This window comes from Pantoea sp. SOD02 (assembly GCF_024707505.1).
In the GTDB taxonomy this organism is placed as follows: Bacteria; Pseudomonadota; Gammaproteobacteria; order Enterobacterales; family Enterobacteriaceae; genus Pantoea; species Pantoea symbiotica.
In genome coordinates, this window is the sequence record NZ_CP102605.1 from 147,110 (window position 1) to 173,673 (window position 26,564).

At 51.8% G+C, this 26,564-nt stretch carries 22 protein-coding genes; 13 read left to right on the forward strand and 9 right to left on the reverse strand.

Going from position 1 to position 26,564, the window contains the following annotated elements:
* Nucleotides 1-42: 42 nt before the first annotated feature.
* The gene (gene eptB, locus NR302_RS20275; protein WP_258145618.1) at nucleotides 43-1,695 is read right to left on the reverse strand and encodes a kdo(2)-lipid A phosphoethanolamine 7''-transferase; all 1,653 of its coding nucleotides are present in this window, start codon (nucleotides 1,693-1,695) and stop codon (nucleotides 43-45) included.
* A gap of 401 nt (nucleotides 1,696-2,096) precedes the next feature.
* Between eptB and NR302_RS20280 the strand changes: the two genes are divergently transcribed.
* Nucleotides 2,097-2,345: a hypothetical protein gene (locus tag NR302_RS20280; RefSeq protein WP_258145619.1), complete on the forward strand. Its 249-nt coding sequence runs from the start codon at nucleotides 2,097-2,099 to the stop codon at nucleotides 2,343-2,345.
* A 28-nt stretch (nucleotides 2,346-2,373) separates the two neighbouring features.
* Entirely contained in the window at nucleotides 2,374-2,682 is a 309-nt protein-coding gene (locus NR302_RS20285; protein ID WP_258145847.1) for a surface-adhesin E family protein, read from the forward strand.
* Between the two features lie 15 nt (nucleotides 2,683-2,697).
* Here NR302_RS20285 and NR302_RS20290 read toward each other — a convergent pair whose 3' ends face one another.
* Nucleotides 2,698-3,618 (reverse strand): LysR family transcriptional regulator, encoded by a 921-nt coding sequence (locus NR302_RS20290; protein WP_258145620.1) that lies wholly within the window; start codon nucleotides 3,616-3,618, stop codon nucleotides 2,698-2,700.
* A 111-nt stretch (nucleotides 3,619-3,729) separates the two neighbouring features.
* Between NR302_RS20290 and NR302_RS20295 the strand changes: the two genes are divergently transcribed.
* The 6 genes from NR302_RS20295 (at nucleotide 3,730) to NR302_RS20320 (ending at nucleotide 12,987) form a co-directional block, all read left to right on the forward strand.
* Nucleotides 3,730-4,872: a M20 family metallopeptidase gene (locus NR302_RS20295; protein WP_258145621.1), complete on the forward strand. Its 1,143-nt coding sequence runs from the start codon at nucleotides 3,730-3,732 to the stop codon at nucleotides 4,870-4,872.
* On the forward strand, nucleotides 4,859-6,259 hold the full coding sequence (locus tag NR302_RS20300; protein ID WP_258145622.1) for a YfcC family protein: 1,401 nt from the start codon (nucleotides 4,859-4,861) through the stop codon (nucleotides 6,257-6,259). Before NR302_RS20295 ends, NR302_RS20300 begins: the two co-directional genes overlap by 14 nt.
* A gap of 302 nt (nucleotides 6,260-6,561) precedes the next feature.
* On the forward strand, nucleotides 6,562-11,121 hold the full coding sequence (locus NR302_RS20305; RefSeq protein WP_258145623.1) for an autotransporter outer membrane beta-barrel domain-containing protein: 4,560 nt from the start codon (nucleotides 6,562-6,564) through the stop codon (nucleotides 11,119-11,121).
* 134 nt (nucleotides 11,122-11,255) lie between these two features.
* A complete protein-coding gene (locus NR302_RS20310) occupies nucleotides 11,256-11,849 on the forward strand; it encodes an NAD(P)H-dependent oxidoreductase (protein ID WP_258145624.1) in 594 nt (197 codons plus the stop codon).
* Complete coding sequence (locus tag NR302_RS20315) at nucleotides 11,846-12,421, forward strand: TetR/AcrR family transcriptional regulator (protein ID WP_258145625.1); 576 nt, start codon at nucleotides 11,846-11,848, stop codon at nucleotides 12,419-12,421. The genes NR302_RS20310 and NR302_RS20315 overlap by 4 nt, the downstream gene beginning before the upstream one ends.
* Nucleotides 12,422-12,438: 17 nt before the next feature.
* Complete coding sequence (locus tag NR302_RS20320; protein WP_258145626.1) at nucleotides 12,439-12,987, forward strand: pyridoxamine 5'-phosphate oxidase family protein; 549 nt, start codon at nucleotides 12,439-12,441, stop codon at nucleotides 12,985-12,987.
* On the opposite strand, the gene NR302_RS20325 is transcribed toward NR302_RS20320, so the two are convergent.
* Nucleotides 12,988-14,454, reverse strand: a complete 1,467-nt coding sequence (locus NR302_RS20325; protein ID WP_258145627.1) for an MFS transporter — start codon at nucleotides 14,452-14,454, stop codon at nucleotides 12,988-12,990.
* A gap of 116 nt (nucleotides 14,455-14,570) precedes the next feature.
* Between NR302_RS20325 and ftrA the strand changes: the two genes are divergently transcribed.
* A complete protein-coding gene (gene ftrA / locus NR302_RS20330) occupies nucleotides 14,571-15,575 on the forward strand; it encodes a transcriptional regulator FtrA (protein ID WP_258145628.1) in 1,005 nt (334 codons plus the stop codon).
* A gap of 75 nt (nucleotides 15,576-15,650) precedes the next feature.
* Here ftrA and uraH read toward each other — a convergent pair whose 3' ends face one another.
* Both uraH and NR302_RS20340 read right to left on the reverse strand, forming a co-directional pair.
* Nucleotides 15,651-16,073, reverse strand: coding sequence for a hydroxyisourate hydrolase (uraH, locus tag NR302_RS20335; protein ID WP_258145629.1), 423 nt, complete (start codon nucleotides 16,071-16,073; stop codon nucleotides 15,651-15,653).
* Nucleotides 16,074-16,222: 149 nt separating this feature from the next.
* Nucleotides 16,223-17,239 (reverse strand): LacI family DNA-binding transcriptional regulator, encoded by a 1,017-nt coding sequence (locus NR302_RS20340; RefSeq protein ID WP_258145630.1) that lies wholly within the window; start codon nucleotides 17,237-17,239, stop codon nucleotides 16,223-16,225.
* 389 nt (nucleotides 17,240-17,628) lie between these two features.
* Between NR302_RS20340 and NR302_RS20345 the strand changes: the two genes are divergently transcribed.
* The 3 genes from NR302_RS20345 to NR302_RS20355 are packed head-to-tail and all read left to right on the forward strand — an operon-like array spanning nucleotide 17,629 to nucleotide 21,461.
* Entirely contained in the window at nucleotides 17,629-18,348 is a 720-nt protein-coding gene (locus tag NR302_RS20345) for a gluconate 2-dehydrogenase subunit 3 family protein (protein WP_154156741.1), read from the forward strand.
* A 28-nt stretch (nucleotides 18,349-18,376) separates the two neighbouring features.
* Nucleotides 18,377-20,149: a GMC family oxidoreductase gene (locus NR302_RS20350; RefSeq protein ID WP_258145631.1), complete on the forward strand. Its 1,773-nt coding sequence runs from the start codon at nucleotides 18,377-18,379 to the stop codon at nucleotides 20,147-20,149.
* Between the two features lies 1 nt (nucleotide 20,150).
* Complete coding sequence (locus NR302_RS20355; protein ID WP_258145632.1) at nucleotides 20,151-21,461, forward strand: cytochrome c; 1,311 nt, start codon at nucleotides 20,151-20,153, stop codon at nucleotides 21,459-21,461.
* Nucleotides 21,462-21,835: 374 nt separating this feature from the next.
* On the opposite strand, the gene NR302_RS20360 is transcribed toward NR302_RS20355, so the two are convergent.
* Nucleotides 21,836-22,039, reverse strand: a complete 204-nt coding sequence (locus tag NR302_RS20360) for a general stress protein (RefSeq protein WP_008106297.1) — start codon at nucleotides 22,037-22,039, stop codon at nucleotides 21,836-21,838.
* A gap of 911 nt (nucleotides 22,040-22,950) precedes the next feature.
* On the opposite strand from NR302_RS20360, the gene NR302_RS20365 reads away from it, so the two are divergent.
* A complete protein-coding gene (locus tag NR302_RS20365; RefSeq protein WP_258145633.1) occupies nucleotides 22,951-24,516 on the forward strand; it encodes a methyl-accepting chemotaxis protein in 1,566 nt (521 codons plus the stop codon).
* 44 nt (nucleotides 24,517-24,560) lie between these two features.
* Here NR302_RS20365 and map read toward each other — a convergent pair whose 3' ends face one another.
* The 3 genes from map to NR302_RS20380 form a co-directional block, all read right to left on the reverse strand.
* Nucleotides 24,561-25,343 carry a type I methionyl aminopeptidase gene (map, locus tag NR302_RS20370; protein ID WP_258145634.1) on the reverse strand — a complete coding sequence of 261 codons (783 nt, stop codon included), beginning with the start codon at nucleotides 25,341-25,343 and terminating at the stop codon, nucleotides 24,561-24,563.
* Nucleotides 25,340-25,585: a ParD-like family protein gene (locus NR302_RS20375; protein WP_258145635.1), complete on the reverse strand. Its 246-nt coding sequence runs from the start codon at nucleotides 25,583-25,585 to the stop codon at nucleotides 25,340-25,342. The genes map and NR302_RS20375 overlap by 4 nt, the downstream gene beginning before the upstream one ends.
* 550 nt (nucleotides 25,586-26,135) lie before the next feature.
* Nucleotides 26,136-26,321, reverse strand: a complete 186-nt coding sequence (locus NR302_RS20380; RefSeq protein ID WP_008106309.1) for a general stress protein — start codon at nucleotides 26,319-26,321, stop codon at nucleotides 26,136-26,138.
* Nucleotides 26,322-26,564 lie beyond the last annotated feature (243 nt).

The following is a 26,564-nucleotide window of genomic DNA, read 5'->3' on the forward strand; positions in this document are numbered from 1 at the left end:
ATCCATTATTAATGGACGTAAAACTGCCGCCTGGATTGTACCTTAATGCGCGCACCAGTTCCTGAGCGAATTAATTCCGCCATCCGGTGAGGTAAAACCTGAGCAACCTAATATCGAGTCGAATAACTTCTCGTGGAATACCGGCGTTTTGTCATTCTGCAGTTGCTGAAGTTTGGCAAATGACGCTTTGTTATTACTGTCACTTAAAAACTTATCCGATGCCCAAACCATAATCGGCACCGTGCGTTGCGCCATCGGTGCATGATCGCGTGGCGTGCCGTGGAAATGCAGATTATCGGAAATCGATTCCCCATGATCAGAGGCATAAAACACGATGGCATTTTTATCTTTCAGGCTATCGAAAGTCTGCTTGAGAAAATAATCGGTATACAAAAGGCTATTGTCGTAGGAATTGATCATCTCCTGCGTGCTACAGGCATCGTCAATGCCCTGACACTCCGGTGTATAACGTGCAAACGCGCGTGTATAGCGTTCGGTATACATATAATGTGAGCCTTTGGTGTGAAGAATCACAATATGTTTCCCCTGCGGATGGCGCTGAATTGAGTCCTGCAATTCATTAATCAACGCCATATCATCAACTGGCTTGCCGACATTGCGCTTCTCCGCCTGAATAGATTCACGCATCGAATAACTGTCGGCCATGACTTTGTTATAGAACCAGGCTTCGCTCTGCATGGAGTAGAGATCTTCCGAGAAGCCTTGCTTCTTCATCACCGTGAAGACATTCATCTCTTTCAGCGTGCGCTGCGGGGCTTCTGAGGCGCCGCCTTCTCTAACAAACATACAGCGCAGCGAGAGCTTGGTGGAGGTATCGCAGGAATAGCCCTGCAAGTGAACCAGGTTTTTTTCGTGATCGAGATAAGGCGTGTTATCGCGATCGTAACCGTATAAACCCATATGATCGCGGCGGGCACTTTCACCAATCACAAACACGATATACAAGTTATCCGCATTTTTCGGTGGAACGTATTTAAAGTGCTCAGCGGGATCGTAAAGATTACGATTATCTTCAGCCTGGCTGAACGAACTATAAGCCAGCAAGCCAACGCCCGATAACCAGTTAGACGGTGAATAGGTACCCGCAACAATGCCGCCGTAGCTGGCCATCATGCGATTATTCTTCTTATCCTTTTCATCCTGCACCTTGCCCATTAGCGTTAGCGGCAACCAGCAACCTACTGCGGCAATAACAATGGCGATAGTTTTATAAGACCAGTAACGCTTTTTACTGATATTTGTTACGGGATTAATGCGCATTCCGCGCCAGATTAGCCAAAGCGGGACGATGTTAATGATCACCATCCACAGCATAAAGTGCCAACCCACCGATTCCTTAGAAAGGTCTAATGAATCGGTGGCTAAAACAGCTGCGATAATTCCATAACCAATATCAATATTAAAGAAAATCATGTAATAACTGGCCGCACTGGAGAATATCACCAGCATGGTCATTAATACGCGCGATAGATATTTCCCGGTTAATGAGGTTAACAACGTCAACAGCATTACCAAACAAAATGCAGCGATGATCTCCGTCACTAATGAAAGGGTGTTATCAAACTGCAGTTGCGTATAGCGACGGATGAAAATCGGAATATTAAGAAGTACACCGATATAGAGCGAAATAAACACCGGTATATAAAACTGCTTAACCCAACCCTTTTTAAACATGTATTCCCCGTTATTATAATGAACAACTAAATCACTTGCCTGTAAATTGACGGCCTTAAGTGAGAGGATGGGATTGGGAAGGAGTTCAAACATTGCTGGGCCTAAAGTATGTTATAATGTAACAATCGAGTCTGGGCGCTGACTTTGCTATTCGACTTCTGCTCCTTACCTTAGGCCGCACGCTGCTAATCAGTGTGTTAACAGCTTTATTAGTAATCGATGTATGATGCGTGAAGCGGTCATATCAATGTAATACAGAGTATTGATGGTAAGCTTTTATGGATTACAGTGCCAAATAATGAAATGACGATAATTTCTTTTGGACCAATCAGGCCAAATCAAGTAAAAACTCTTGTTGAAAAAGGTTCTTTTGTTCCATTACCTTGAGGTCAGAGACGATTATGGCAAGAATACATATTAAAGAAATTCAAAACTATCTTGCTGCACAAGGAGAAAAGGATGCATTACCCCACGTTAACAATGGTGAGGGTTATTTTCTTGAAATTCGATTCGATGACCAAACAAAAAATGGTTCACACGGTATAGATGAGGAGCTTAGAAATAAAGTTATCACCGCTGATTGTCCTTACGGAATGGTGACAATTATTTTTGGTGATGATGGGCAGCTTATCTCGTTAGATTTAAGTTGATTAATTAGTCCTGTTTCAATTTTATTGAATCAATAACTATGCGCAGCAGACGAAGATCATTGATAACCCACCGATGTACATTGCCAGTTCAAGTTCACGGGCAATAGATGTCATTAACTGTGATAAAAATCAGCGTGCGGTGATGGGAAGATCTTTCTTTTCCAAACCTTTTGCCGAAGGCGAACTTGTTCATGCGAGTGTCGAAATAGGACAGTGGGAATCATTTCCGGAGAACTCTCTTTTAGGGATTACTGCTGGGATGATGTGCCGAATTCCAGTTGAGAAACTCAAACCGGAACCCGCAAAAGAGAGCCGCAAGCCATTATCAAATTTGTAATCAAATAAGCAGCGATTAAACCGCTCCCGCCGTACCTTCAAAAAACGCCACCAGCAATTGCCATAAATGCTGCGCGGCGGGCGTGAAGCGGTGATCGGCGCTGCGTAATAAGTGGCACTGGCTTTCGCGGGCGATGCGATGGTGAATCGGCACAGCGACTAAGTTCTTAGCGATGAGGTCGTCTTCAACCACTTTGGCGGTCATAAACGCGATGCCCATGCCGGCCTGGCTTAAGGCGATGGCGCTGGAAAACAGATTACAGCTATAAGCCGGGCTGAATATAAATCCTTCCTGACTGAACATGGCATTCATATAACTTTGAATGCCAAAATTTTTGTCCATACCAATCAACGAATAATTAACCAATTCGGCCACTTCAATTTGCGGGAAATCCGCGATGGGATGTTTGCTGTGCACCACCGCACAGATCGGTCCGCGGTGAAAACTCAAACACTTCAGGCCGGGAGGACCAATCGGGCCAAAACCCACCGCCATATCAACGTCGCCTTTGGCAATCAGCGAAACTGTGGTTTGCATATCGCCCGACAGGATATCGATAAACACATCGGGATAAGTTCGCGAAAACGGCTGCAATACATGCCTGACGACTTCATCCACCATGCCTTGACCGACGCGCAATTTGATCGAGCCGCCGCGTTTATGGCGCAGATCTTTTAACTGACGATCTAACTGGCTGCGGCGCTGATGGGTGTGCGCGTAATCTTCAGCCAATAACTTGCCGGCTTCGGTCAGCACCACATTGCGGCCACGTCGCTCCAGCAGCGGCAACTGCATCTCCCGCGCCAGTTGCGATAACTGACGGCTGATGGCGGCGGGATCAACATCCAGGGCTTCCGCCGCCCGACGAATACCGCCGTAATTACCCACTTCATACAGATACCTTATGGATTTTTCTGGATAGAGCAGCATCGCCATAGGTTTTTCCTATCTGTTGATCTGAGGTCAACAATAATAGCCTTTTATCTCCATTTTTTAAGCGCATTTTTATCTCCATACTCGAAGATTCACTATGCGAGGGCAGTACAAATGAAAACTATAAAAAATTACCTGCAACAACATGCCGATGAAATTCTTCTGGATATCAAGGAATTGGTCGCGGCGGAATCACCATCAATGAACAAAGCCGCCGTGGATCGTTGTGGCGAAGTCTTACAAGCGCTGTTTGCCAAACGTTTGGGCGTGGCAGCAGAGATTGATGAGCAGCCGCATTACGGCAATCATTTGAAGTTCACGCTGGGAAGCGGTGACGAGCAAACCGTGTTACTCGGGCATTTCGATACCGTCTGGGATGAAGGCGAGTTGGTGATGCGTGAAGAAGAGGGCAAGCTTTACGGTCCTGGCGTGCTGGATATGAAAGCCGGCTTGGTGCAGGCCATCTGGGCGGTACGCGCGTTACAACAGCACGATTTACTGGCGGGCAAACGCATCGTGTTTCTCTGCGGCAGCGATGAGGAAGTCGGTAGCCCAAGCTCCAGCGCCTGGTTATCGCAGCACGCGCTGGGATCGGCACAAGTGCTGGTGGTTGAGCCTGCGGTGGCGGGATCGGGCGCACTGAAGACAGCGCGCAAAGGTACCGGACAATATGAAATCACCATCAACGGATTAGCTGCCCACGCCGGGAACAATCCCGAAGAGGGCATCAGCGCGGTACAAGAAATGGCGCATCAGATCATGTTCTTGCACAGTTTAAACGCGCCGGAGCGCGGCACCACCGTCAATGTGGGAATCGCGCGTGGCGGCAACCGCATCAATGTGGTGGCGGATAAAGCGGTGTTAGGCATTGATACGCGCGTTACCAGCGAAGCAGAAGCCGAGCGCATTCACGCCGAAATCAGCAAAATCACGCCACATTTAGCTGGCATCACGCTGGATATTAGCGGCGCACAATCGCGTCCGCCGATGCGTCAAACACCGGAATCGTTGGCGTTGATGGAGCATGCGCAGCAGGTTGCCGAGCAGCTCGGTTTCTCTGTGGAAGGCAAGGCGGTTGGTGGTGGCAGCGACGGCAATTTCACTGCTGCGTTAGGCATTCCAACTCTCGATGGTTTGGGCGCAACCGGCGCGGGTATTCATGCACGTCATGAACATATCATCATTGCCGATATTGTTCCGCGCGCGGCGCTGGTGGCGGGCTTGATCCTCGGAGGTGATGCGCATGTCTCAGGTTAATGTGGAGAAAAATACGCTGCGGCAACCGCCAGCAACGAAAACGGAGCAAAGTCCTTATCTATTGCTGTTTATTATTTTGGTGCTCGCGGCGGTGGCTACCTGGATTATTCCGGCGGGCAAGTTTGATCATGAAACCCGCAATGGCATTACTTTCGCCATCAAGGGAAGTTTGCATGAAGTCGCGCGTTCGGGCGTTTATCCTGGCGAAATCTTTATGGCGATTGTGCAAGGGGTGATCAAAGCCGCGCCGATCATTTTCCTGATTCTGTTTACCGGCGGGTTATTAGCGGTGATCGAATCGACCGGTGCTATTGCTACGGCGCTTAATTCACTGTCGCGCAGTACCAAAATTAGCGATACGCGTATTATCATTATTTTTGGTGTGATATTCGCCATTCTCGGCACCACTGGCGTGGTGCAAAACTCGGTGGTGGCGTTTGTGCCGATCGGTTTATTAGTGGCGCGTTCGTTGGGGTTATCGCCAATGATTGGTATGGCATTGGTGTATTTAACCTGTGCCGCCGGTTTTAACGTTGCGGTATTAGGTCCAGCCACCACCGGATTAACCCAACATCTGGCGCAGTTACCGCTGTTCTCCGGCATGTTGTTGCGCGGCATCACCTGTTTATTGTTCGTCTTAACGGTGATGACCTATTTGATTATCTCGGTGAAACGCGCGCGGAATAATGGTGAAGTGCGAATAGAACAAACTGCGCAGAATGATGAATCACTGGCGATTACTGGTCGGCATAAACTGATTCTGATCACCTGCGCCGCAACGCTGATTGTATTTATGATTGGCACGGTGCAATTGCATTGGGCCACCAATGAAATGTCGGCGATGTTTATTATTCTGTCGATTATGGTCGGCATGATTGGTCGCATGTCGGGTTCTGCCATTGCCAACACCTTCCTTACGGGTTGCTCGCAATTGGTCAAAGGCGGCTTCATTGTGGGTATGGCTGGCGCGATTTCCGTGGTGCTGCAACAGGGCAATATTCTTGATCCGATTGTTGGCTTCCTGTCTGATTTACTGGCACCGGTTCATCCCGCCATTGCGGCGGTGGGCATGTTCATTAGCGCGGCGTTGATGCATTGCGGTATTTCATCCGGTTCCGGTGAATCCGCATTGCTGATCCCGATCTTCTCGCCGCTCGGCGATAACCTCGGTTTAACCCGTCAGGTGACGGTGCAAACGGTGTTGCTGGGTGAAGGTATCGTCAACTCCATCAGCCCAACTTCTGGCGTGTTAATGGCAGCCTTGGCCACCGCCAATATCTCTTTCGGCAAATGGATTAAATTCGTTGCACCGGTAGTGGCGATTTGGTTTGCCATTTGTATTGTCACCTTATTAATTGGTGTGACGATCAACTGGGGACCATTCTAATAAATCGTAAGAAGCCACTTAATGGTGGCTTCTTATTTTTATATTGTTGTTAACACGATCAACATCCTTTCCGCTATTTCAGTCCCACGAATAATTGTATTCAATCCCCGGCCTTTTCTTAAAGTTATCTAATCATCGCTATTTGACTTAAGTCGCGCTGGAACTCTCTCGCGTAAAGTGATGTTATTGCCACGTCGCAGAATTCCCTTACGTTCAATTACACAAATTAATATTAGCCAAACCCATTGCTGGCGATGTCTTTACGCATCGCGGCAGCGTTGCATGCTTCTCTGGAGTGAACAATGATGTTTCGATTGCATCCGCTGTTTATTAGCCTTATTGCCGCTTACGGTGTGTTTAATCCGGCTTCGCCAGTTTGGGCGGCGACGCTTCAGCCTTTTACGCCGGAATTAAATGACAATCGCGCCGGGGTGTTTTGTATTTGTAATGGCTCTACCCAAACATTAAGTGGCAATCAGCGATTTGCGCCCGGTCAGGATGGCGGTGGCACCATATCCATCGGACAATTGCTCAGCAGCGGCAGAATTATTTCGTATTCCTGGCAAGATTCAGGTCGCGTCGATCTGGGCGCGCAGAATTATGTGATTAACGTGCCGGACGCCAATGGCAGCGGCAATAATAGCGTGCAGGTATATAATTCCGCCGCGATTAGCGCCATTGAAACCAATACTTTGCCCAATTTTTATAACGTTAGTAATGGGCAATATATCAACGCGCGCGTAGCGCAGGTCAGCAATGGCACCATCAATGTTGATATCGGGCAGAAGGGCGCAGCAACCACCGCCAGCACCAACGGCTGGTCGATGGCGGCAAAACAGAGCGAATTGTTTACTGCCAGCGGCAGCGGCACCATGAACTGGAACTCCGCCAACCGCATCTCCTTTTTTGGTTCCTACACGCCTTACACCTATCAACTGGGGCAATGGTTCGACAATGTGGTCTCCTGGCGCGGCGCGTTTAGCGTTACTACGCTGGACAACGCCACCACTTCATTCAACGTGTCCAACGTCAGCAGCTTGCAGAGCTACAACAATTGGCTGATTGAGCAATTGCAAAACGGTAATCTGGCTGCCGATAGCTACAGCAGCGAGTTCAATAAAGCGCTCTCACTGCGCAGCGATGTCATCGCCTATGTGATCGATGCCGACGAATACTACGACGAAGTGACGCAGCCGATTGGCGAACGCATTGTGTTGAGCGCCGATGGCCCCAACGCCAGGGCAACCATTGGCAGCAGCGGCATTCTGGAAGTGGTAAACGCCAGCAGTGCGGCGATGCGTGCCAGCAATGGCGCGACGGCGGTGATTGACGGCAAACTGGCTAGCGTTGGCAGCAACGCACTGGAACTGTTGAACGGTAGCACCGGCATTAACAACGGCGTCATCAACAGCGGCTTTTTCAATAATGCCGATGGCAGCGGCGTTGATGCCTCGACGGTTGGCGCGGGCGGCACCGGCGTATATGCCAACGGTGGCAGCCGATTCAACAACAATGGCGTGATCAATACCGCGATTAACAGCACCGGCATCCGACTCGAGGATGCCAGCGGTGAGAATAACGGCACCATCAATGTGAAAGGCAAGGGCGCGACGGGCGTTACCGTTTCTGGCAGCCAGGCCAATTTTGCCCAGAACGGCAGAATCAATCTGTATGGCGAAAACGCGGTTGGCGTTGATGTGCGGGATGACGCCAGATTAACCATCAGCGATGCCAGTTCACTGCATTTCTACGCGCCGAATCAAACCGGTTATCAAGCCACCAACTATGCGCACATCGATAGCAACGGCGGCAGTTATGATGTCGCCACGCCAGGTTCAGCGCTTTATCGCCTGAGTGACGGCGTGATCTTTAATCCGGTGGTGGCTGCCGATGTGACGTTGAGCGGAGCCAACACACGCGGCATTGTCGCTTCAGGTGCCGGTTCACGACTTTACGGCACCACCTTGTACGGTACCGACAGCTATCACGTTAATGGCGAAGGGGCGATTGCGGTTCAGAGCTCGGAGGGTGCAGACGTGACCATCACCAACCCGATTGAGCTGAACGGCAACAATACCATTGCGGGCACCGGGCAAGGCGGATTCTTCGCCAACGTGGCGCCGATTACCGGCAACGGAGCCAATGCCACTGCCTTTGATATCAGCGATGGTGTTATCTATGAATCAACGCCGCGCGGCACCATCAATCTCACCGGGCCAAATAGCATCGGCGTGCGTATTCGTGGCGGCGGAAATATCTTCGATGGATCCAGCACCAACATAGCCTCGGGCGTCGCGCTGGATAGCGCTGAAGGTAATACCGTTTATTGGACCGATCACAGCGGATTGAGTGCGGGCGGCATCGCCGCAGTGCGCGTAGGCAATAACGGCGGGCTGACGATAAATGGCGATACCGCCGGGCCGAATTTTTACTACAGCACCATCAACGCCAATGCGGGTGCAGACACCATTTTGCTGGATAAAGGCGCAGCGTCGTTAACCGCCAGCAACATCGGACTCTACAATTCTGGCGGCGGCACTGTGCTGAACAACCGCGCGGAAACCAGCAATATTTCGCTGCAAGATGTCGGGATGAACACCGATGGCGGCACCTTGATTCGCTCCTCGACCTCATTCGATCCCAACGGGTATATGCTCGGTACGGTGAGTGGCGCAGGTGCGACGGGCTATGTGTTTAGCAAAGAAGATGGTTCCACCACCAGCAACGATTTAGTTATTCCGCAGGGTTACAGCTTCTTTGTCTATGGTCCGGCAACCGGCGTGCGTGCCAACACCACCGGGCGGGTGATCGCCAACGGTAACATCATCGTTAACAGTTCCGATGGCGGCTCGGCGATCGTCACCAGCACCGCCAGCGAGGTGATCAACCGCGGCACCATCGTTTCGCTCAGCCTGGTTTCGCCAATTATCGATCTGCGTGGCGGCAACTCGGTATTTATCAATGAAGGCAACGTCACCGCGCCTTACCCGGAAACCGTTGTGGTTGCGGGTGGCGCCACCAATGACCAGATTGCACTGGTCGATGGCAACGTGGTGGGCGATGTGAACACCGGCAACGGCACCGACATGGTGGAACTCACCGGCGGAACCATTGACGGCAGCGTGACGATGGGAACCGGTGCTAACAATGTGGCGACGATTGCTAACGTCAGTCTGGCAAACACCCGCCACATCACCACCGCAGGCGGCAGTGGCAGCACGCTGAACTTTAGCGAGATCAACGCGCGCGGGGGTTCGTTCAGCAACGATGATCTGGCGCGCGGCGTCAACCTCGGCGCGGGCTGGAGCACCATCAACTTCTACAACACGCAATTTACCCTTACCGATAATCTGAAGCTGGCGCACAGCACCATCAATGTAGATAGCGGATCAACGCTGTTTGTCGGCGATCAGGTCAATCCGGTGTTGTCGGGCGAAACCGGTGATTCGCTGGTGGTGAACAACGCCGGTACGTTGGATCTCACCAACGGCGCGGCGGGCAACACATTGACCATCAACGGTGATTTGGCGTCGGCGGGTGGCAAGCTGGCGTTGCGTACGCAGGGCGCACAAAGCGACACTTTACGCATTAACGGCAACGTAACCGGCACTACCTTTATCAATGATGCGCTGAGTGCTGCCACGCTGGCGGATAGCAATCGAGATGGCGTGATCTCCGCCAATGAAGGCGTTTCTCTGGTGCAGGTTGCTGGTAGCGCCAGCGCCAATAGCTTTGCGCTGCAACGGGGTTATGTCGCTGCAGGGCCGTGGCAATACGGGCTTTACAGTTTTGCTCCCGCGAATGGCAATACAACCTGGGATTATCGTCTGGCCAATAACTACGTTTGTGAAGAGGGTTCCGTTTGCCAGCCGCAGACAGCAGGCAGCGGCGCGGTGCGCCCGGCGGTCATTCCACAGCTTCCTTCGTACATCTCGGCGCCGGTGGGATTGGCGTATTACACCCTGGCAACCATTGGTGATTTACATCAACGCTTGGGCGAATTGCGGCAGAATCCTGACGGATCAGCGGAAATGTTCATCCGTTATTCCGGCTCCAACCAGAAGTACAAAACTAACCTTGATACGGCGCATTACGGTTACGACTTTGACCTCGATTACAGCGCGGTGCAGTTCGGCGGCAACCTACTGCGGTTGGACGGCGAGCAAGACAGCCTGCGCGGCGGCCTGGCTTACACGCGCGGCAATGCACGGATCCGACCGAATGCAGCTGATGGTTACAGCTCAACCGATTTCGACAGCGACAGCCTGGCAATTTACGGCACCTGGCAGCGCGAAAGTGGCTTTTATCTGGATGGCGCGCTTTCACTCGATTGGCATCGTGGCGACACCGATATCGCGCGACAGAAAGAGGTGGCGAAGTTGAAAGGCAAAGGCTGGACCGCATCGCTGGAGAGTGGTTATCCGTTCCAGCTGGCGAACGGCATTCGTCTTGAGCCGCAAGCGCAACTGCTGCATCTGCATTTGAAGATGGATGACTTCACCGACGACGATCAAACCAAAGTCTCTTACGACGATTATGACCAAACCATTGGCCGCGTCGGCGCGCGTCTGGCGCGTACCTGGCAGGACAGCGGCAGCGGGCAATATACGCCTTATCTGCGCACTAACTACTATCGCGGTTGGGGCGGCACGGCGAAAGTGAATGTCGGTGCCAACAACAGCGACGTCAGCGAGAGCTTCAACAGCGGCAAGTTCGGCCAGATGTGGGATGCCGGCATCGGCGGCAATGCGGCTTTCACCAACAATGTCTCACTGTATGCCGAAGCCAATTACCGCAAAGAGATCGACGGCAACGGCGTGCAAGGCTGGAATTACAACGCGGGCGTACGCTGGGTGTTTTGATAAAACGGTTACCCTCACAAGCCCGCCGGTTTAGTTGACGGCGGGTTTTTTTACATGTTGAGAGCGCGGTAAAATTGACAACCTACCAATGGTAAGTTACTACTAGTAACTTATTCATGACGGAGGTTGTCGCTATGCATGCTCTGATTGTTACTGCTCATCCAGATCCCAACTCCTATACTCATCACCTTGTTTCTCAGGTGGCACAAGGTATTGCTGCTGGCGGCCACAGCTATGAAATTGCCGATCTGGCGGCGGAGCAGTTTGATCCGCGCTTCAATCAGGCCGATGTTGATCAGTTCAAAAGTGTTGCGCCGTCGCCTGCTGACGTTGTGGCTGAACAGCAGCGGTTGGATCGCGCGGATGCGCTGGTGCTGGTTTATCCGATTTATTGGTGGTCGTTCCCGGCGCAGCTGAAAGGCTGGATCGATCGCGTTTTCACCCAAGGTTGGGCGTACGATGATGACGGCCAAACCGTGGTGAAAAAGCTCGGCCATTTGCAGGTGCATCTGCTGGCGCTGGGCGCGGCGAGCCAGCGCACCTATGTGCGTCGCGGCTATTTCAGTAGCATGCGCACGCAGATCGATGAGGGAATTTTTGGCTACTGCGGCGCGCCGGTGGTGACCAGCGAATTGTTGTTGCCAACCGATGAAAATTATCCCGACGCGCATTACACGCTGGCCCAGCAACTTGGGCAGCGACTTTTTCACGTGAAGGAATCGGCATGAATCAACCGACTCGCCAGCGCATGTCGCATCAGGCACGTCGTCAGCAACTGATTGGCGTGGCGTGGAATCTGGTGCGCGAGCTGGGCAGCGATGCGCTGACGTTAGGACGCGTGGCAGAAGAAGCGGGCGTCAGTAAACCGGTGGTCTACGATCATTTTGGCACGCGCCACGGTCTGCTCGCGGCGCTGTATGAAGATTTCGATCTGCGTCAGAACGCGATTATTGAGGCGGCAATGAATGCCGCCGGTGCCAGCCTTGTTGAACGGGCTAACGTGGTGGCGTCGAGTTACGTTGATTGCGTGTTGACGCAGGGACGTGAAATCCCCGATGTGCTGTCAGCACTTGATAGCTCGCCGGAGCTGGCGGAAGTGAAGCGCAAGTACCAGCTCGATTTTATTGAAAAATTCCGTGGCTGGTTTGCCGAGGCAACGTTGCCGCAAGCCAGCATGTGGGGAATGTTAGGCGCTGCCGATGCGATTTCTAATGCGGTGGTAGGTGGCGATATCAGCCAGCAGCAAGGATTAGCGGAACTTCAGGCGCTGATTCTGGCGCTGGTGGATCGTCATCAGTAACCGAACAGGAGCAACAGATGTCATTGCGCGAGATTGATACCGCTTGCTGGCAACAACTGGAAACCGGCGCACGCGAGCCCGATGCCGGTTTTCACTTCTTAACGCTCGCTTCGGTTGATCTACAAGGCAAGCCGCAGGCGAGAACGCTGGTGCTGCGCGCGGTTGACCGCGTACAACGCACACTGGAGTTTCACACCGATATGCGCAGCCCGAAATGGCAGGCGCTGGCGGTGAATCCAGAGGTTACGGTTCTAGGTTACAGTGCGAAAACCCAGCTACGGCTGCAAGGCACGGTCGAGCTACACGCCGCGCACAGCGCAATAGCTGAAGCGGCGTGGCAACGCTTATCGCACCGGACGCAGCAAACCTATGCTGGCGCTGCGCCGGGAAGTGATATTGACAACCAATCCAACGATGTCAGTAACGCCGAGGATAATTTTGGCGTCTTGATCATCCAAATTACCCAACTGGATTGGTGCCTGCTGGCACGGGACAACAATCAAAGAGCGTTACTGAATTACCGCTCAGACGGAGCCCTCACCAACAGCAAATGGGTGCATCCGTAACTAAGGCGTACATTGTTCCTGCGCCTTGCGACGGACGTTAAACAACAGATAACTCGCCAACGCCAATCCCCACACGCCTGCCGCGCCATACAACAACACGCCGGAAAAACCGTCGGTCAGCACCTGCGCGGCAATATCGTGGGTCAGTGAAGCCTCGCCGCCGCCAGCGATGCGCTCGGCCAGCGCCTGCACATCATTTTCACCCGGCATAAGACGTTGCAAACTCGCCGCAATGCCCGCCACCAGCAAGCTGCCCATTAGCGCGATATTGATGGCAAGCGTAATCAGGCGCGCGCTGATATCGATGCCAGACGCCATGCCAACGCGATTTCCCGGCACCGATGCGGTTGTGGTGTTGGTGACTGGCGTGTTGGTCAATCCGAGCGCGATGCCAGAGAGCAGCGCGCCCGGCAGTAAACTCATCTGCTGCGCGGCGGCAAACTTCATCAGCATAAAGCCCGCGCCAATGGTGAATAATCCCAGCGGGATCATGCGCGCCGCGCCAAAGCGCACCACCAATTTCTCGCCAAGCGGCGGCATCAGCAAGGTCGGCAAGGTGTAAGCCAGCAGCGCCAAACCGGTTGCCATGCTGCTGTAGCCAAGCCCGCTCTGATAATAGACCGGCAGATAAATCATCAGCGGCCAGAAGCTGAAGTTCATGCCAATCGAGCCCATTAGCGCACCGGAAAAGGCGCGAATGCGGAACACCGAGAAATCAAACATCGGGTGTGGATGGCGCTTCTCAACCCATACAAACAGCAGCGCGCTGAGCAGCGTAACCAGTAAAATAAGCTGTGCCGCCAGGCTGCTCCAGCCGAGGCTGCTACCCTGCGTGATGAGGTAGGTTGCGCCGACCACGCTGATTGATAAGGTGATCAGGCCGCCGAGATCGAGCTTTTTGGCTTCAGAATCACGCGATTCCACCACATTTTTCAGTGCGAGGATCAGCGTCAGCAACGCGAAAAAGCCGTGCACCAAAAACACCCATTGCCAGCTAAACCAGGCGACCAGCATGCCGCCGATGATTGGCCCGAATCCCAGCCCAAAGCCAAAGGTAATGCCCCACGCAGCGAACGCTCGACTGCGCGCTTTTCCCTGTGGAAACTGGAATGACAAAATGGCGATCAGACAGGTTAACATCGCGCCACCGCTTAATCCTTGCAGCAAACGTCCAACGATCAGCCACCACGCATTGTTCGCCAGCCCGCACATCACCGACGTCACGCCGAAGGCGATAATGCTGATGATGAAGATACGTTTGCGTCCATAAGTGTCTGCCAGCGTGCCGGTTGCCATTAACACGGCGGTGCAAGCCAGCGTGTAGGCGTTCATGATCCACTGCAGTTCGCGAAAACTGGCGTGCATCTCCTTTTCCAGCACCGGCAAAATCACCGGTACGCTCGAAATCTCCAATCCCGACATCAATGCGGCCAGACAAACCGCCATCAGCGCCAACATGTTCTTCATACTCAATCCCTGCGATACGTTAAGAGCGTGCCAGCATGAAAGATTGGCGTGACAGTGGAAATCTGCCCGCATGCCATATATCGTCAAGATCGTGCCAATTTCTCCGGTGACCTTTAATGCAAATGATTGCTCCGTTACATGCCCGTTCGCCTGCACCGTTTAACCGCCGCATGGTTCTGCTGGCGTATGAATGTCTGTGTACCTTTGAATTCGGCACGGCGGTTGAGGCCTTTGGGCGCATCGACGACGAGTTCGGCCAGCCTTTATATGATTTGAGCGTGGCGTCGGTAGAAGAGGGCGTTTTCGGCGCGCAAGGCGGCGTGCGTTTGGTGGTCGATGGCGGACTTGAGCTGCTGGAAGAGGCGGGCACCATCGTGATTCCCGGCTGGCGCAGCGTGCACGAACCGGCTTCGGATGCGCTTATCGCCGCGCTGCAAAAAGCACACAGTAACGGCACACGTATCGTTTCGATCTGCGCAGGCAGTTTCGTGTTGGGCGCAGCCGGATTGCTGGATGGTAAACGCGCTACCGCGCACTGGAACAGCACCGAAATTCTGGCGCAGCGCTTCCCACAGGTGCAGGTTGAACACGGCATGATTTATGTCGATGAGGGCAGCATCATTACATCAGCGGGTGGCGCAGCGGGCGTGGATTTGTGTCTGCATCTGATTCGTCGCGATTATGGCATTGAAGTGGCAAACCGCACCGCGCGCCGTATGGTGACGCCGCCGTTGCGTGAAGGGAATCAGGCGCAGCTGATTCAGCAGCCGGTGCCGCAACGGGCGGCAAAGAATCTTTCGCCGCTGCTCGATGATTTACGCAATCACCTCAATACGCCGCTGGTGATTGATCAGCTCGCCAGGCAAGCCGGTATGAGCCGCCGCACTTTTTTGCGCCGCTTCCATGACGCTACCGGCACCACGCCGGGAGAGTGGATGTTAAGCGTGCGGCTGGAAAAAGCCTGCGCACTGCTGGAGAGCGGCAAGCTGAGCATTGACCAGGTTGCCGAGCAGGCGGGATTTGGATCGCCGGAAACGTTGCGACATCATTTCAGACAGCGCTTGAATACCACGCCAACGCATTGGCGCAAGGCATTTAATGAAAGAGGGATGGTGCTTTAATTCAGCCAGGTGCGCATAAATGCGCACCCTACGAAAAGCCCGTAGGGTCGCCATTCATGGCGACCGTTTTAAAATTTAATTCCCGCGATAAGTCGAATAACCAAACGGACTCAACAGCAGCGGAATATGGTAGTGCTCACCGTTGCTTTCCATATTGAACTCCACCGGAATTTCCGGGAAGAAAGTTTTCTGATTGTTCAGTTTGTAATAATCACCGGTTTTAAATACTACGCGATAGCTGCCTGCGCTGGCGGTTTTATCTTCCGGGAATAACGCGCTGATTCTGCCGTTGCTGTCGGTTTTGCCGCTGGCTAATTTCACCCAGTTATTATTTTGTTTCTGATCGAGTTCTACTTCAATTCCCGCTGTTGGTGAACCTGTCTGCAAGTTAAGCACATGCACGCTCAGTGGATTTTTTGTTGCTGTCGGTTGTGCCGCTCCCGCTGACAGGCTGGTAGCAATCAGGATAGCGCTGGCTGAGGTAAAGAAAGTTTTCATTAAAATATCCATTTTTAGCAATTGAATGTGCTGCAATGGTAGAGTCTTAAATATCAAAAGCGTAATCGATGAGACTAAATATGAAATTTCCCAGATTAAAATGAACAGCTCACCAAATGTGCTGAGAATATGAACAGAGATGATGATTATTACGCCATATTTTCCGCCGTCACAATACGTAATTCAACGCGTCCATCCTGATAAATATCTGGCTGAAAACCGGTCTCAAGATGGCGAATTAATAAATCAGTGGAGATCACCGCATGCTGACGTGCATTTTGATCAAGCGTGTAGGACAGCGTCCCCTGTTGTAGCAGCAAGCGCGTGACATCATAGAGTTCGTGGGTGATATAACAGCAATCAGTGAGTTGCTGTTGCTGTAATAACGCACTTATATCGCTGTTATTATCACCAGAATTATATAAGCCAACCACGTTGTCCGCTTGCAGCAGTGTTTGCTTAAGCAGGGCACGAATTTTGTGACGCTCATCTTCTCCGGCCAGCACCTCACGTAAGCGCAGCCAGGGAGCACGTTGTGTCAGTGCGTCGCGAAAGCCTGCAATACGTTGAATATGCGCGCTGAAATCAAAACGACCGCTCACCATAATGACATCACCCGGCGTTTTCATGCTTTTGCTCATCAGTAAACCTGCGGTTCTTCCGGCCTGATATTGATTGATGCCAATATGACAAAAACGCTGCGCGCCAGGTAAGTCGGAAACCAGCGTAATCACCGGAATGCCTTTTTCATGGCAATGCAATAAAGCCTGGTGAATAACCGGATAATCGTGACCGTAAACAATTATACCGTCGCGCAACTCACTACTTTTTTTTATCTTTTCTGCCAGTTTTTCCGGTGGGTTTTCGTTGACCAGCGTGCGGAATAATTTAATTTTACGGTAGCCCAAACGATCGGCTATTTGCGCAAACTCATCGGCCAGTTGCTGAAAAAACCAGGTTCCGTTGCTGCTTAAAAACACTTCAATTTGCCACGGATGCTGAGTATCGTCGGGCAGCAGGCGCTGCAATCCCGCCTGACGTGCGGCACGTAGCACCTTGCGTACCGTTTCAGGACGCACGCCGCCGCGTTCATTCAATACGCGATCAACCGTTGCGATACCCACTCCCGCTAACTCGGCCACTTTAATTAAGGTGAGCTTCTTCATTTATACTTAACGGCCTCAGCATGCAATACAGTTAATTTATTCAATTAGATTTCGTGACAGACAGATACTTAATTGTTGCGAGACGAAACTTCATTATACGCATTGTCGCTTATCAAACGGTAAATAATCAATGATGGGAAACCATCAAGAAAAACCTTTTAAACCTCAGGGTAAGAAATTATTCTTTGTGACGTAGTTAACATTTTATTAACTCTATGATTTACCTGTAAAGATGCTTACCTCGTTGTTTATCAGATAATAAAAATTGCCTAACGGGCACGCACGAATTTGATCTATGAAACCTTTTATATGGCTAATTAATCGCCAGGCACAAATACGTCCGTAATTTGTCCTGGTTTGCAATGTGAACATTTATTGGCAGGGAACCTATGAAACGCAGAGAATTTCTCACTTCCATCACCGCGTTGGGAGTCGCTTCCACCATCCCCACGCTAACCCAGGCTGAAGTCGTTAATGGCGGACAGCCCTGGGAACCCGGCAAAGTTCAAACCCCTCCCGCACCACCGCGCAAAGGCGGCCTGCAATATCTCACCCAACATGAATTCGCTACCGTCGGCGCCATCGCTGAGCGCTTTATCCCGGCCGATGAAACCAGCCTGAGCGGTAAAGAAGCCGGTTGCGCCATCTTCATTGATCGCCAGTTAGCCGGTGATTACGGCAATGCCGTGGCAATTTACCGTCTTGGCAAGTTCGTTAAAGGCACGCCGGAGCAAGGTCCGCAATCACCGCTAACGCCCGCGCAGCGCTATCGGCTGGGCATTGCCGCGCTGGATAAAGCCACACAGCAGCAATATGGCCAGGATTTCGTCTCGTTGAGTGGTGAACAGCAGGATCAGGTGTTGACCGCGATGGAGAAAAACAGCCTTGATTTAGGTGAAGAGGTGGAAACCAAGGTGTTCTTCGAGTTGCTACTGCAAAACGTGCGCGAAGGTTTCCTCGCCGATCCGATTTACGGCGGCAACAAGGACATGACCAGTTGGAAGATGATTGGCTTTCCAGGCGCGCGATATGACTTCCGCGATCTGCTGCCGAAGAAAGGGCAGAAGCTCAACATCATCCCGACCAGCCTGATCGACAACACCCTTTAATTTTTAGCCTTAGCTGAGCAATAACAACATGAATAACGTCCGTCCAAAAGCTGATGTCGCCATCGTCGGTCTGGGTTGGTGCGGTTCTTTGATCGCCGAAGAGCTGACCCGCGCCGGCTTGAATGTCGTTGCCATTGAACGTGGCCCGTGGTTCGAAACCGCCACTGATTTTCCGCCCTCGGTTGATACCGATGAACTGCGTTGGGATACGCGTCGCAGTATGCTGCTGCCGCCTGCGGTTGAAACCACCACTTTTCGTAATAACATCACGCAAACTGCGCTGCCTTCGCGCGAATGGAACCTCAACGAACTCGGCTACAACGTGGGAGGTTCAGGTACACACTGGGCAGGTATGGCCTGGCGCTTTACGCCATTCGATTTCGAGCCCTATAGCCAAACCGTTAAGCGCTACGGCAAATCGCAGATCGCCAAAGGAGTAATCCTGCAGGATTGGGGCGTCACCTACGACGAGCTGGAACCGTTCTACGATCGCTTTGAGAAAATCGCGGGCGTGTCCGGTAAAGCGGGCAAGCTGAACGGGAAAATCATACCGGATGGCAATCCGTTTGAAGGCAATCGCAGCAGTGAGTATCCGCTGCCTGCGCTGGAGAGCATGCGTCTGACCGATATTTTCGCCGAAGGCGCGAAGAAGATTGGCCTCAATCCGTTTATGGTGCCAGCCGGCCAGGCGTCACGCGCTTACGTTAACCCGCTTGGAGTGCGCATGGGGCCGTGTACCTATTGCGGCTACTGCCTCTATTACGGCTGTGGCAACTTCTCCAAATCCAGCCCGAATGCCTGCGTGATCCCGGCGCTGATGCAGCGCGAGAACTTTACCGTGCTGACCGATTCTGCGGTGGTGCGCGTCAACAAGGCGGAAGATGGTAAAACCGCTACTGGCGTCACCTACCTCGATAAGAACAAGAAAGAGTGGGAGCAACCGGCGGATATCGTGATTCTTTCCGCGTTCCAGATGCAAAACGTCCGCTTGCTGCTGCTGTCGAAAATCGGCATTCCTTACAATCCGGTGACCAAAACCGGCGTGGTCGGGCGCGCGTACAGCTTCCAGACCGTCTCTGGCGCAGCGTTGTACTTCAAAGATGAGAACCTCAACCAGTTTATTGGTGCGGGCGCGCTTTCATCGCAGGTGGATGACTGGAACGGCGATAACTTCGACCATACCGGGCTCGGCTTTATCGGCGGCGCGGGCATTCTGGTGGTGGCGCGCGGCGCGCGGCCTATCGGAAATGCCGATGCGCTGCCGCCGGGCACGCCACGCTGGGGTAAGGAGTGGAAAAAGGCCTATACGCATGCTTTCCAGAACGCCACGTTCATCTTCGGTCAGGGCACCAGCTATTCGCACGAAGATTACTACCTCGATCTCGATCCTGAATACAAAGATGACAACGGCAATCCGTTGCTGCGGGTGACGTTTGACTACAACGATAACGATCGCCGTTCGGCGAAATTTATCGAAGAGAAAAGCGTTGAGATTGGCAATGCGATGGGCGCGGAGTTGGTTATTGGCACCAATTCAGCCTCTGGTGCCTATTCACCGTACAACTTCGCCAGTGACCACACCATTGGTGGTGCGGTAATGGGAACCGATCCCAAAACCTCGGTGCTAAACCGTTATCAGCAGTGCTGGGACACCCACAACGTGTTTGTGTTGGGAGCGTCTTCCTTCCCCAACAATGCCGGGTACAACCCGACAGGCACGATTGGTGCGCTGAGTTTGTGGACGGCGAAAGCCATTATCGAACAGTACCTGAAGAATCCAGGTCCGTTGGTGAAGGTGTGAGATGAAAAAGAGCAAACTTATCGCCGGCGTTGCGGTGATCGCGGCCGCCGTCGCGGCGGGCATGCTGTGGATGAACGGTGATACTTCCGCAGATAACGTAGCAAGCAATGATGTATTGACCAGCCAACCGCCGACGGCGGCAGATGCTGCCGCCGTGGCGCGCGGACATTATGTCGCAATCGCCAGCGACTGTACGGCTTGTCACACAATGCCGGAGAGCAAACTGCCGCTGGCGGGAGGCTATTCAATCAGCACGCCATTTGGCGGCATTTATGCCAGTAACATCACGCCGGATAGTGAAACCGGCATCGGTAGCTGGACTGAACGCGATTTCTTCCGCGCGGTGCGGCACGGTAAAGGCAAAGAGGGCGAGCATCTCTATCCGGCGATGCCCTACAACGCCTACGTTAAGCTAACCGATCAGGATATGCACGACCTGTGGATGTATATGCGCTCGGTGCGGCCAATCAGTAATAAGGTGCCCGAAACCCAACTCGGCTTCCCGTACAACATTCGTCTGGCGATGATGGGCTGGAACCTGCTGTTCTTCAAAAATAGCGGTTTCCAGGCTGATGCCAATAAATCAGCTGAATGGAATCGCGGTGCCTATCTGGTGGAAGGCCCGGAACACTGCGCCGCCTGTCATACAGCCAAGAACATCATTGGTGGTGACAGCAGCGACTATTTGCAGGGCAGCAATCTCGGCGAATGGCACGCGCCCGATATCACGCCTAATCCGCATACCGGCATTGGCAGTTGGTCTGAGCAACAAGTGGTGGATTATCTGAAGCTGGGCAGCAACCATGTGGCGGTGGCGTCGGGTCCAATGGCGGAAGCGGTAACAAATTCGACGCAGCATTTAACCGACAGCGATCTCAAAGCGATTGCGGTGTATCTGAAACAGGTTCCGCCCTCGAAGAATACCAAACCGCAACCTATCGCCGCAGATACGGCACCAATGAAAATGGGCGAGAACGTCTATTCGGCTAACTGCTCGGCGTGTCACAACAGCGACGGTAAAGGGATTCCTAACCTTGCCGCGAGCCTGGCAGGCAATCCGGGACTGATGGCCGATGATACGTCCTCCATCATCACCACTGTGTTGCAAGGTGGGCGCGGTGCGGTCACTGCGGGTAACCCAACCAGCGGCGCGATGCCGTCATTCGCCTGGAAATTGTCGGATGAGCAGGTGGCTGCTGTAGCAACTTACTTACGCAATAGTTGGGGCAACGCTGCGGGGGCGGTGAGCGCCGATGAAGTGGCTAAAGCGCGTGCGCAGTTGAAACTGCCAGCGCAAATGGCGACTCATTAAGTTATCAGGGAGCTTCGGCTCCCTTTTTATCGCTTCGCTAATCTATTCCCGATTATTCTTACCGCCCAGTAAGAATTATCCCGCAAAAGATGTACAACCTAAAAGGGTATGTACAAATAGAACGTTAAGTCCGCAATTTATTATTAGCCTGCAAATATAGTTTTCTGATTAATAAGCGAAGGGTAAAACCAGGATAAGCGAAGCGGTAAATAGGGTGAGATTGATCAAGAAATGATCAGTGATTCGGATTTTTCGCTAGAAATAACTCTCCTGACATCGTTGAATCTGTATTTAAGCGAAGCGTAAACACGGAGTCAGGAGAGTTTTGTGCAGAAGTAAAACGCCGTTAGATGGTTATTCTTTTGCGAAGAATGTTATTTGCGTCGACTAATCTTTCCTCCTTTTCGTCCTGCTTCAATGGCGCGCTCCGGGTCATTCTTGAAGTTGCCGCCGCTCGCCTGACCACCCTTGCGCCCAGCCTCAGCTGCGCGTTCCTTATTCTCTGCGAAGTTGCCTGCACCACCACGACGTTGCGTCTTTTTTTCTTCCTCATCGGGTTGCTTCTTAGCGTCCGTCATTGGTTCTCCTCTCTCTTAAATACCAACTTGATGCAAAATAAATGTAGTGCCATTTTTACCAGTTTCAAGCCTGGACTAATCTTAAGTCTTAATTCTAAGAGGCTTGCTTGTATTACTTCCAGTTAAATTTTCGATTGTCTCTAAATGTAACTAGCATGAGTTATTTTTTGGGGTTTTTTAACGTTAAGAAGAAAGTGGTGCAGGCCGGATAATAAGCGAAGCGGCAAGCGTGTTTGCTTGTAAACTTAATCGCAATTTCCGTTAGTATTACCTTTCCTTCATGCTTGCCTGCTATGTTTAATTAATCTGCTCATGTCGTATTAATTAACGCTTCGCTTATTATGATTTATTACTCCGGATAAGTTGATGTTTAACCCACCTGCCCGCTGACACTGAAACCGCCTCTTCGCGGTTCTTCTCACGAACAGTGCAAGCATTTGTGTCTCTGGCCTGGCGACTTCATCAACTGCCGGGCGCGGCGATCGAAGGCAGTTCGTCGTGTGCTAAAGCGGCGGTCATGCATCTGCTGGTCGCAGCATTTGACGCTGATTTTTAAAGTATGCGATTAGATAAACTATTTCCTTTGAGTCAAATTGCGTTAAATGGCAAAAAAAAGATCATTCTTTCGCTATTCGTAAGGTCCACGTAATCATTTATTTTAAATTAAGCAAAAAAACCAGCTTGCTGCTTTTATATTACTCGCTATCAATAAATGAAAATGATCAATGAAATCGATTTCAACTAAATAGCAGTTTTCACAGGGTGTTTTAATGTGACTGCATCTCTAATGTTAATGAAATAGCTGACGATAACAGCAGGGATGCTGCCGATTAACTTCCGGAGCCTCTTCCATTTTTAAAATAACACCGTTGTCTTCACACCTTTTCAATCAAAATCATTGAGGTTTCTAAATGGACGTAGTTCAAAGATTTTCGCGTAATGTAAAGTTGCGAACCAAACTTACAATATCCTCTGTGTTGAATATCGCGATGCTACTGTTAGTGGCGTTGCTCGGATTAAATTCGCTTTTCTTAGCGGAAACCGGCGTTAATGGCATGATGAAGGATGATTACCCGACCATCGCCTTGGGCAACCAGTTGATTGATGAAATCAACGTAACGGTGCAGCAGCAGGCGCTGCTGCTGAGCCCCATTGATGCGCAGCGCAGAGTGACCATTCAAAGCAATCTTCAGGAAGCATCGAAAAATATCAGCGAAACCTATAAGCAATTAGGCGCGCTGGCAACGGATGAGGAATCCATTGCCTTTCTCAAACGCGTTGAATTGAAGCGTGCTGACTTTCTAAAGGAGCGAAACGCTTTCTTCGAGTTAGTGAATAGTGATGTGACAAAAGCGGTGGATTTCTATTTTTCTACTCTTGCCTCAGCGCAAAGAAATTACATCAATGAAGTTGAGGGTTTCATTAATCTGCAAGAGCAGCAAATGAATGGCTCTTACGATAATTTTATGGCGTCTTACAGTAAAACCAAAATTTCTATGCTGATTATTTTTGTGGTGGCTATTTTAGTATCCGCATTAATTGGCTGGATCATTATCCGCTCGATTACTGTGCCATTAAAACATGTGATCGCATTCCTTGGCCGCGTGGCGGATGGCGACCTCAGTTCTGATTTTTATGAGCAGCGTAAAGATGAAATGGGTCAGTTAATTAATGCCATTCAGCAGATGCAGGAAAAAATGTCGGATATTGTCAGCCATATTCGCATTAGCGCTGAACAGATATCCGGCGGCGCGAGCGAAATAATGTCGGGCACCAACGATCTCGCCGCCCGCACGGAAGAGCAGGCCAGCTCGGTGGAACAAACGGCGGCCTCGGTGGAGGAGTTTAGCGCCACCATCAGCAACACGCGAAATAACACCCACGTGGCCGCCGATCTCTCCGCCAAAGCGGAAAGCACGGTGGGACGCAATGCCAGCATGATGGATAACGTCGCCACCAAAATGGCCGAGATCAATGATTCTGCCAGCCGCATGGCGGACATCATCAACCTGATTGATTCCATCGCTTTCCAGACCAACATTCTGGCGCTGAATGCTGCGGTCGAAGCCGCACGCGCCGGTGAACACGGTCGTGGTTTTGCCGTGGTGGCGCAGGAAGTGCGCGCGCTGGCACAGAAAACGGCCACCTCGTCGCATGAAATCCGCAATTTGATCGAGGAGTCTTCCACGCGCATTGCCGATGGGCGCGATATGGTCACCGACGCCAATAAGTTGATGAACGGCATGATGTCGAATGTGGCCGAGATGAAAGAGCTACTGGTGCAGATTAATCAGGCCAGCACCGAGCAGGCCGACGGCATCAGCCAGATCAACACTGCAATTAGCCAGATTGATATCACCACGCAGCAGAATGCGTCGCTGGTGGAGCAATCGCTGGCCGCGTCGGCGATGCTGAGTGAGCAGGCGGCAAATATGGTGAATAGCGTGAGCGTGTTTACGCTGCGTCAAACCGCTTAAGGCGATGTGGATCCAGAACGGTCTTCGCGTTCTGGATCTTTTTATTAAATAGCCTGATATTCGCCGGTACCTTCTGGCCACGGCGTCAGCAAATCAAAGCCGGTTTCGGTCACTGCGATGGTGTGTTCCCACTGCGCCGACAGCGAGCGGTCTTTGGTGACCACCGTCCAGCCATCGGACAGCACGCTGGTGCCGGCTTTACCCGCGTTGATCATCGGTTCGATGGTGAAAATCATACCCGCTTGCAATTCCAATCCCGCGCCCGGCGTGCCGTAGTGCAGAATCTGCGGATCGCCGTGATACACCTCTCCGACGCCGTGACCGCAATACTCGCGCACTACGGAAAAACCGGCTTTTTCCGCCACCTGCTGAATTGCCGCACCGATATCCCCTAAGGTCGCGCCCGGTTTTACTACTTTGATACCTGCAACCATTGATTCGTAAGTGATATCCACCAAACGTTTGGCGCGCACCGAAGGTTGACCGACGTAATACATGCGGCTGGTGTCGCCGTACCAGCCATCTTTGATGATGCCGACGTCAATATTAACGATGTCGCCATCCTTAAGCTTTTTCTCGCCCGGAATGCCGTGACACACCACGTGATTCACAGAGGTACAGGTTGTTTTGCTGTAGCCGTGGTAGCCGATATTCGCTGGGATCACTTTCAGCACGTTTACCACGTAGTCATGACAAATCGCGTCCAGTTCATCGGTGGTAACGCCCGGTTTGACGTACGGCGTGATGATCTCCAGCACTTTAGCGGCGGCATGTCCGGCGGCACGCGCCAGTTCGATCTCTTCAGCGGTGTGCAGTTTGATGCTCATTGCGCGATTCCCTGCGAGGTGAATAAAGGATGGTCGAGCAGTTGCGCTAAATCCGCGCCGCTGTCGCGTTCAACGCGCATCAGCAAGCGCGTTAATTCCTGATGATTGAGTGACGGATAAATCTCGGCCAGCATGCCGATCTTCATCCAGTGTTCTGCCTGCGCATTGATGGAGCGGCTCATCGCCGTGCTGGCGATGCGCAGATTCTCATGCATCAGGTCGGAAATTTTTACGATGCCCATGATGAAACCTATATATGAAATGTATGCGATATGTATATAGGCTACTCAGGAATTAGCGGATTTGCAAAGGGGAAATTTTTTAGAGGGAAAGCGGCGGCTTTTCCCTCTGACAACGCGGTTCATTGATAGGTTAGCGAAAATGTCGCCGAGGCATTGGCGTTTCCGCCCGCATGTTCGCTTCGGTAATAGCGTGCGATGAGGGTCACCATAAATGGCGACCCTACAAAGGACTGGCGCGTTTTTCGTAGGGTGCGCATTCATGCGCACCGGCATAAAATTTAATGATGGGTGCCTGATTAAGCTTGCGGCTGCCCAACCGGTCCTTTGCTCATGGGGCCGCCGGGAATCGGTTGTTCGGTTTGCACATTAGGGCGACCATCGGGGCCAATAGGGCGGTCAGAGTGATAGCAGCCTGATAACGTTATCAGGGCGGAAAAGATAATAAGCCCACCTAAAAATCGCTTCATATAAACACGTCCTATTGAAGGGTGTAGGAAACAAACGATCAAGCAGTGAAGCCAATCCATGGCATAAAAAATCCTAAGGCGCCTTACTCAGACTTCGTTGGAGGACGACGGCTAATTTTGCCTCCTTTCCGTCCCGCTTCAACGGCTCTTTCAGGATCGTTTCTGAAATTGCCTCCACTGGCTTTGCCTCCCGCTCTTCCAGCTTCTTTCGCACGTTCTGGATCGTTGGCAAAATTCCCTGCGCCGCCTCTGTAGCTCTGTTGTTTCATAGGAAGACCTCTTATCAATGTTCCGTGAGATTTGAGGACTAGCTAGTCACGCTGAAATTTTAGTATGCCGTTGAGGTAAAGCCAGGGCGCAGATGACGATCGTTGAAACGGATCATGAAAAAAATTTTTGGATGTTTATCGATTTAACAGTGATCTCCGTCACATTTTACAATTCCTGACTATACTTCTGCCTTTTGGGTTTCAACCTTTGCGCTCCAGAGCGCGTTCAATATGCAGGGAACA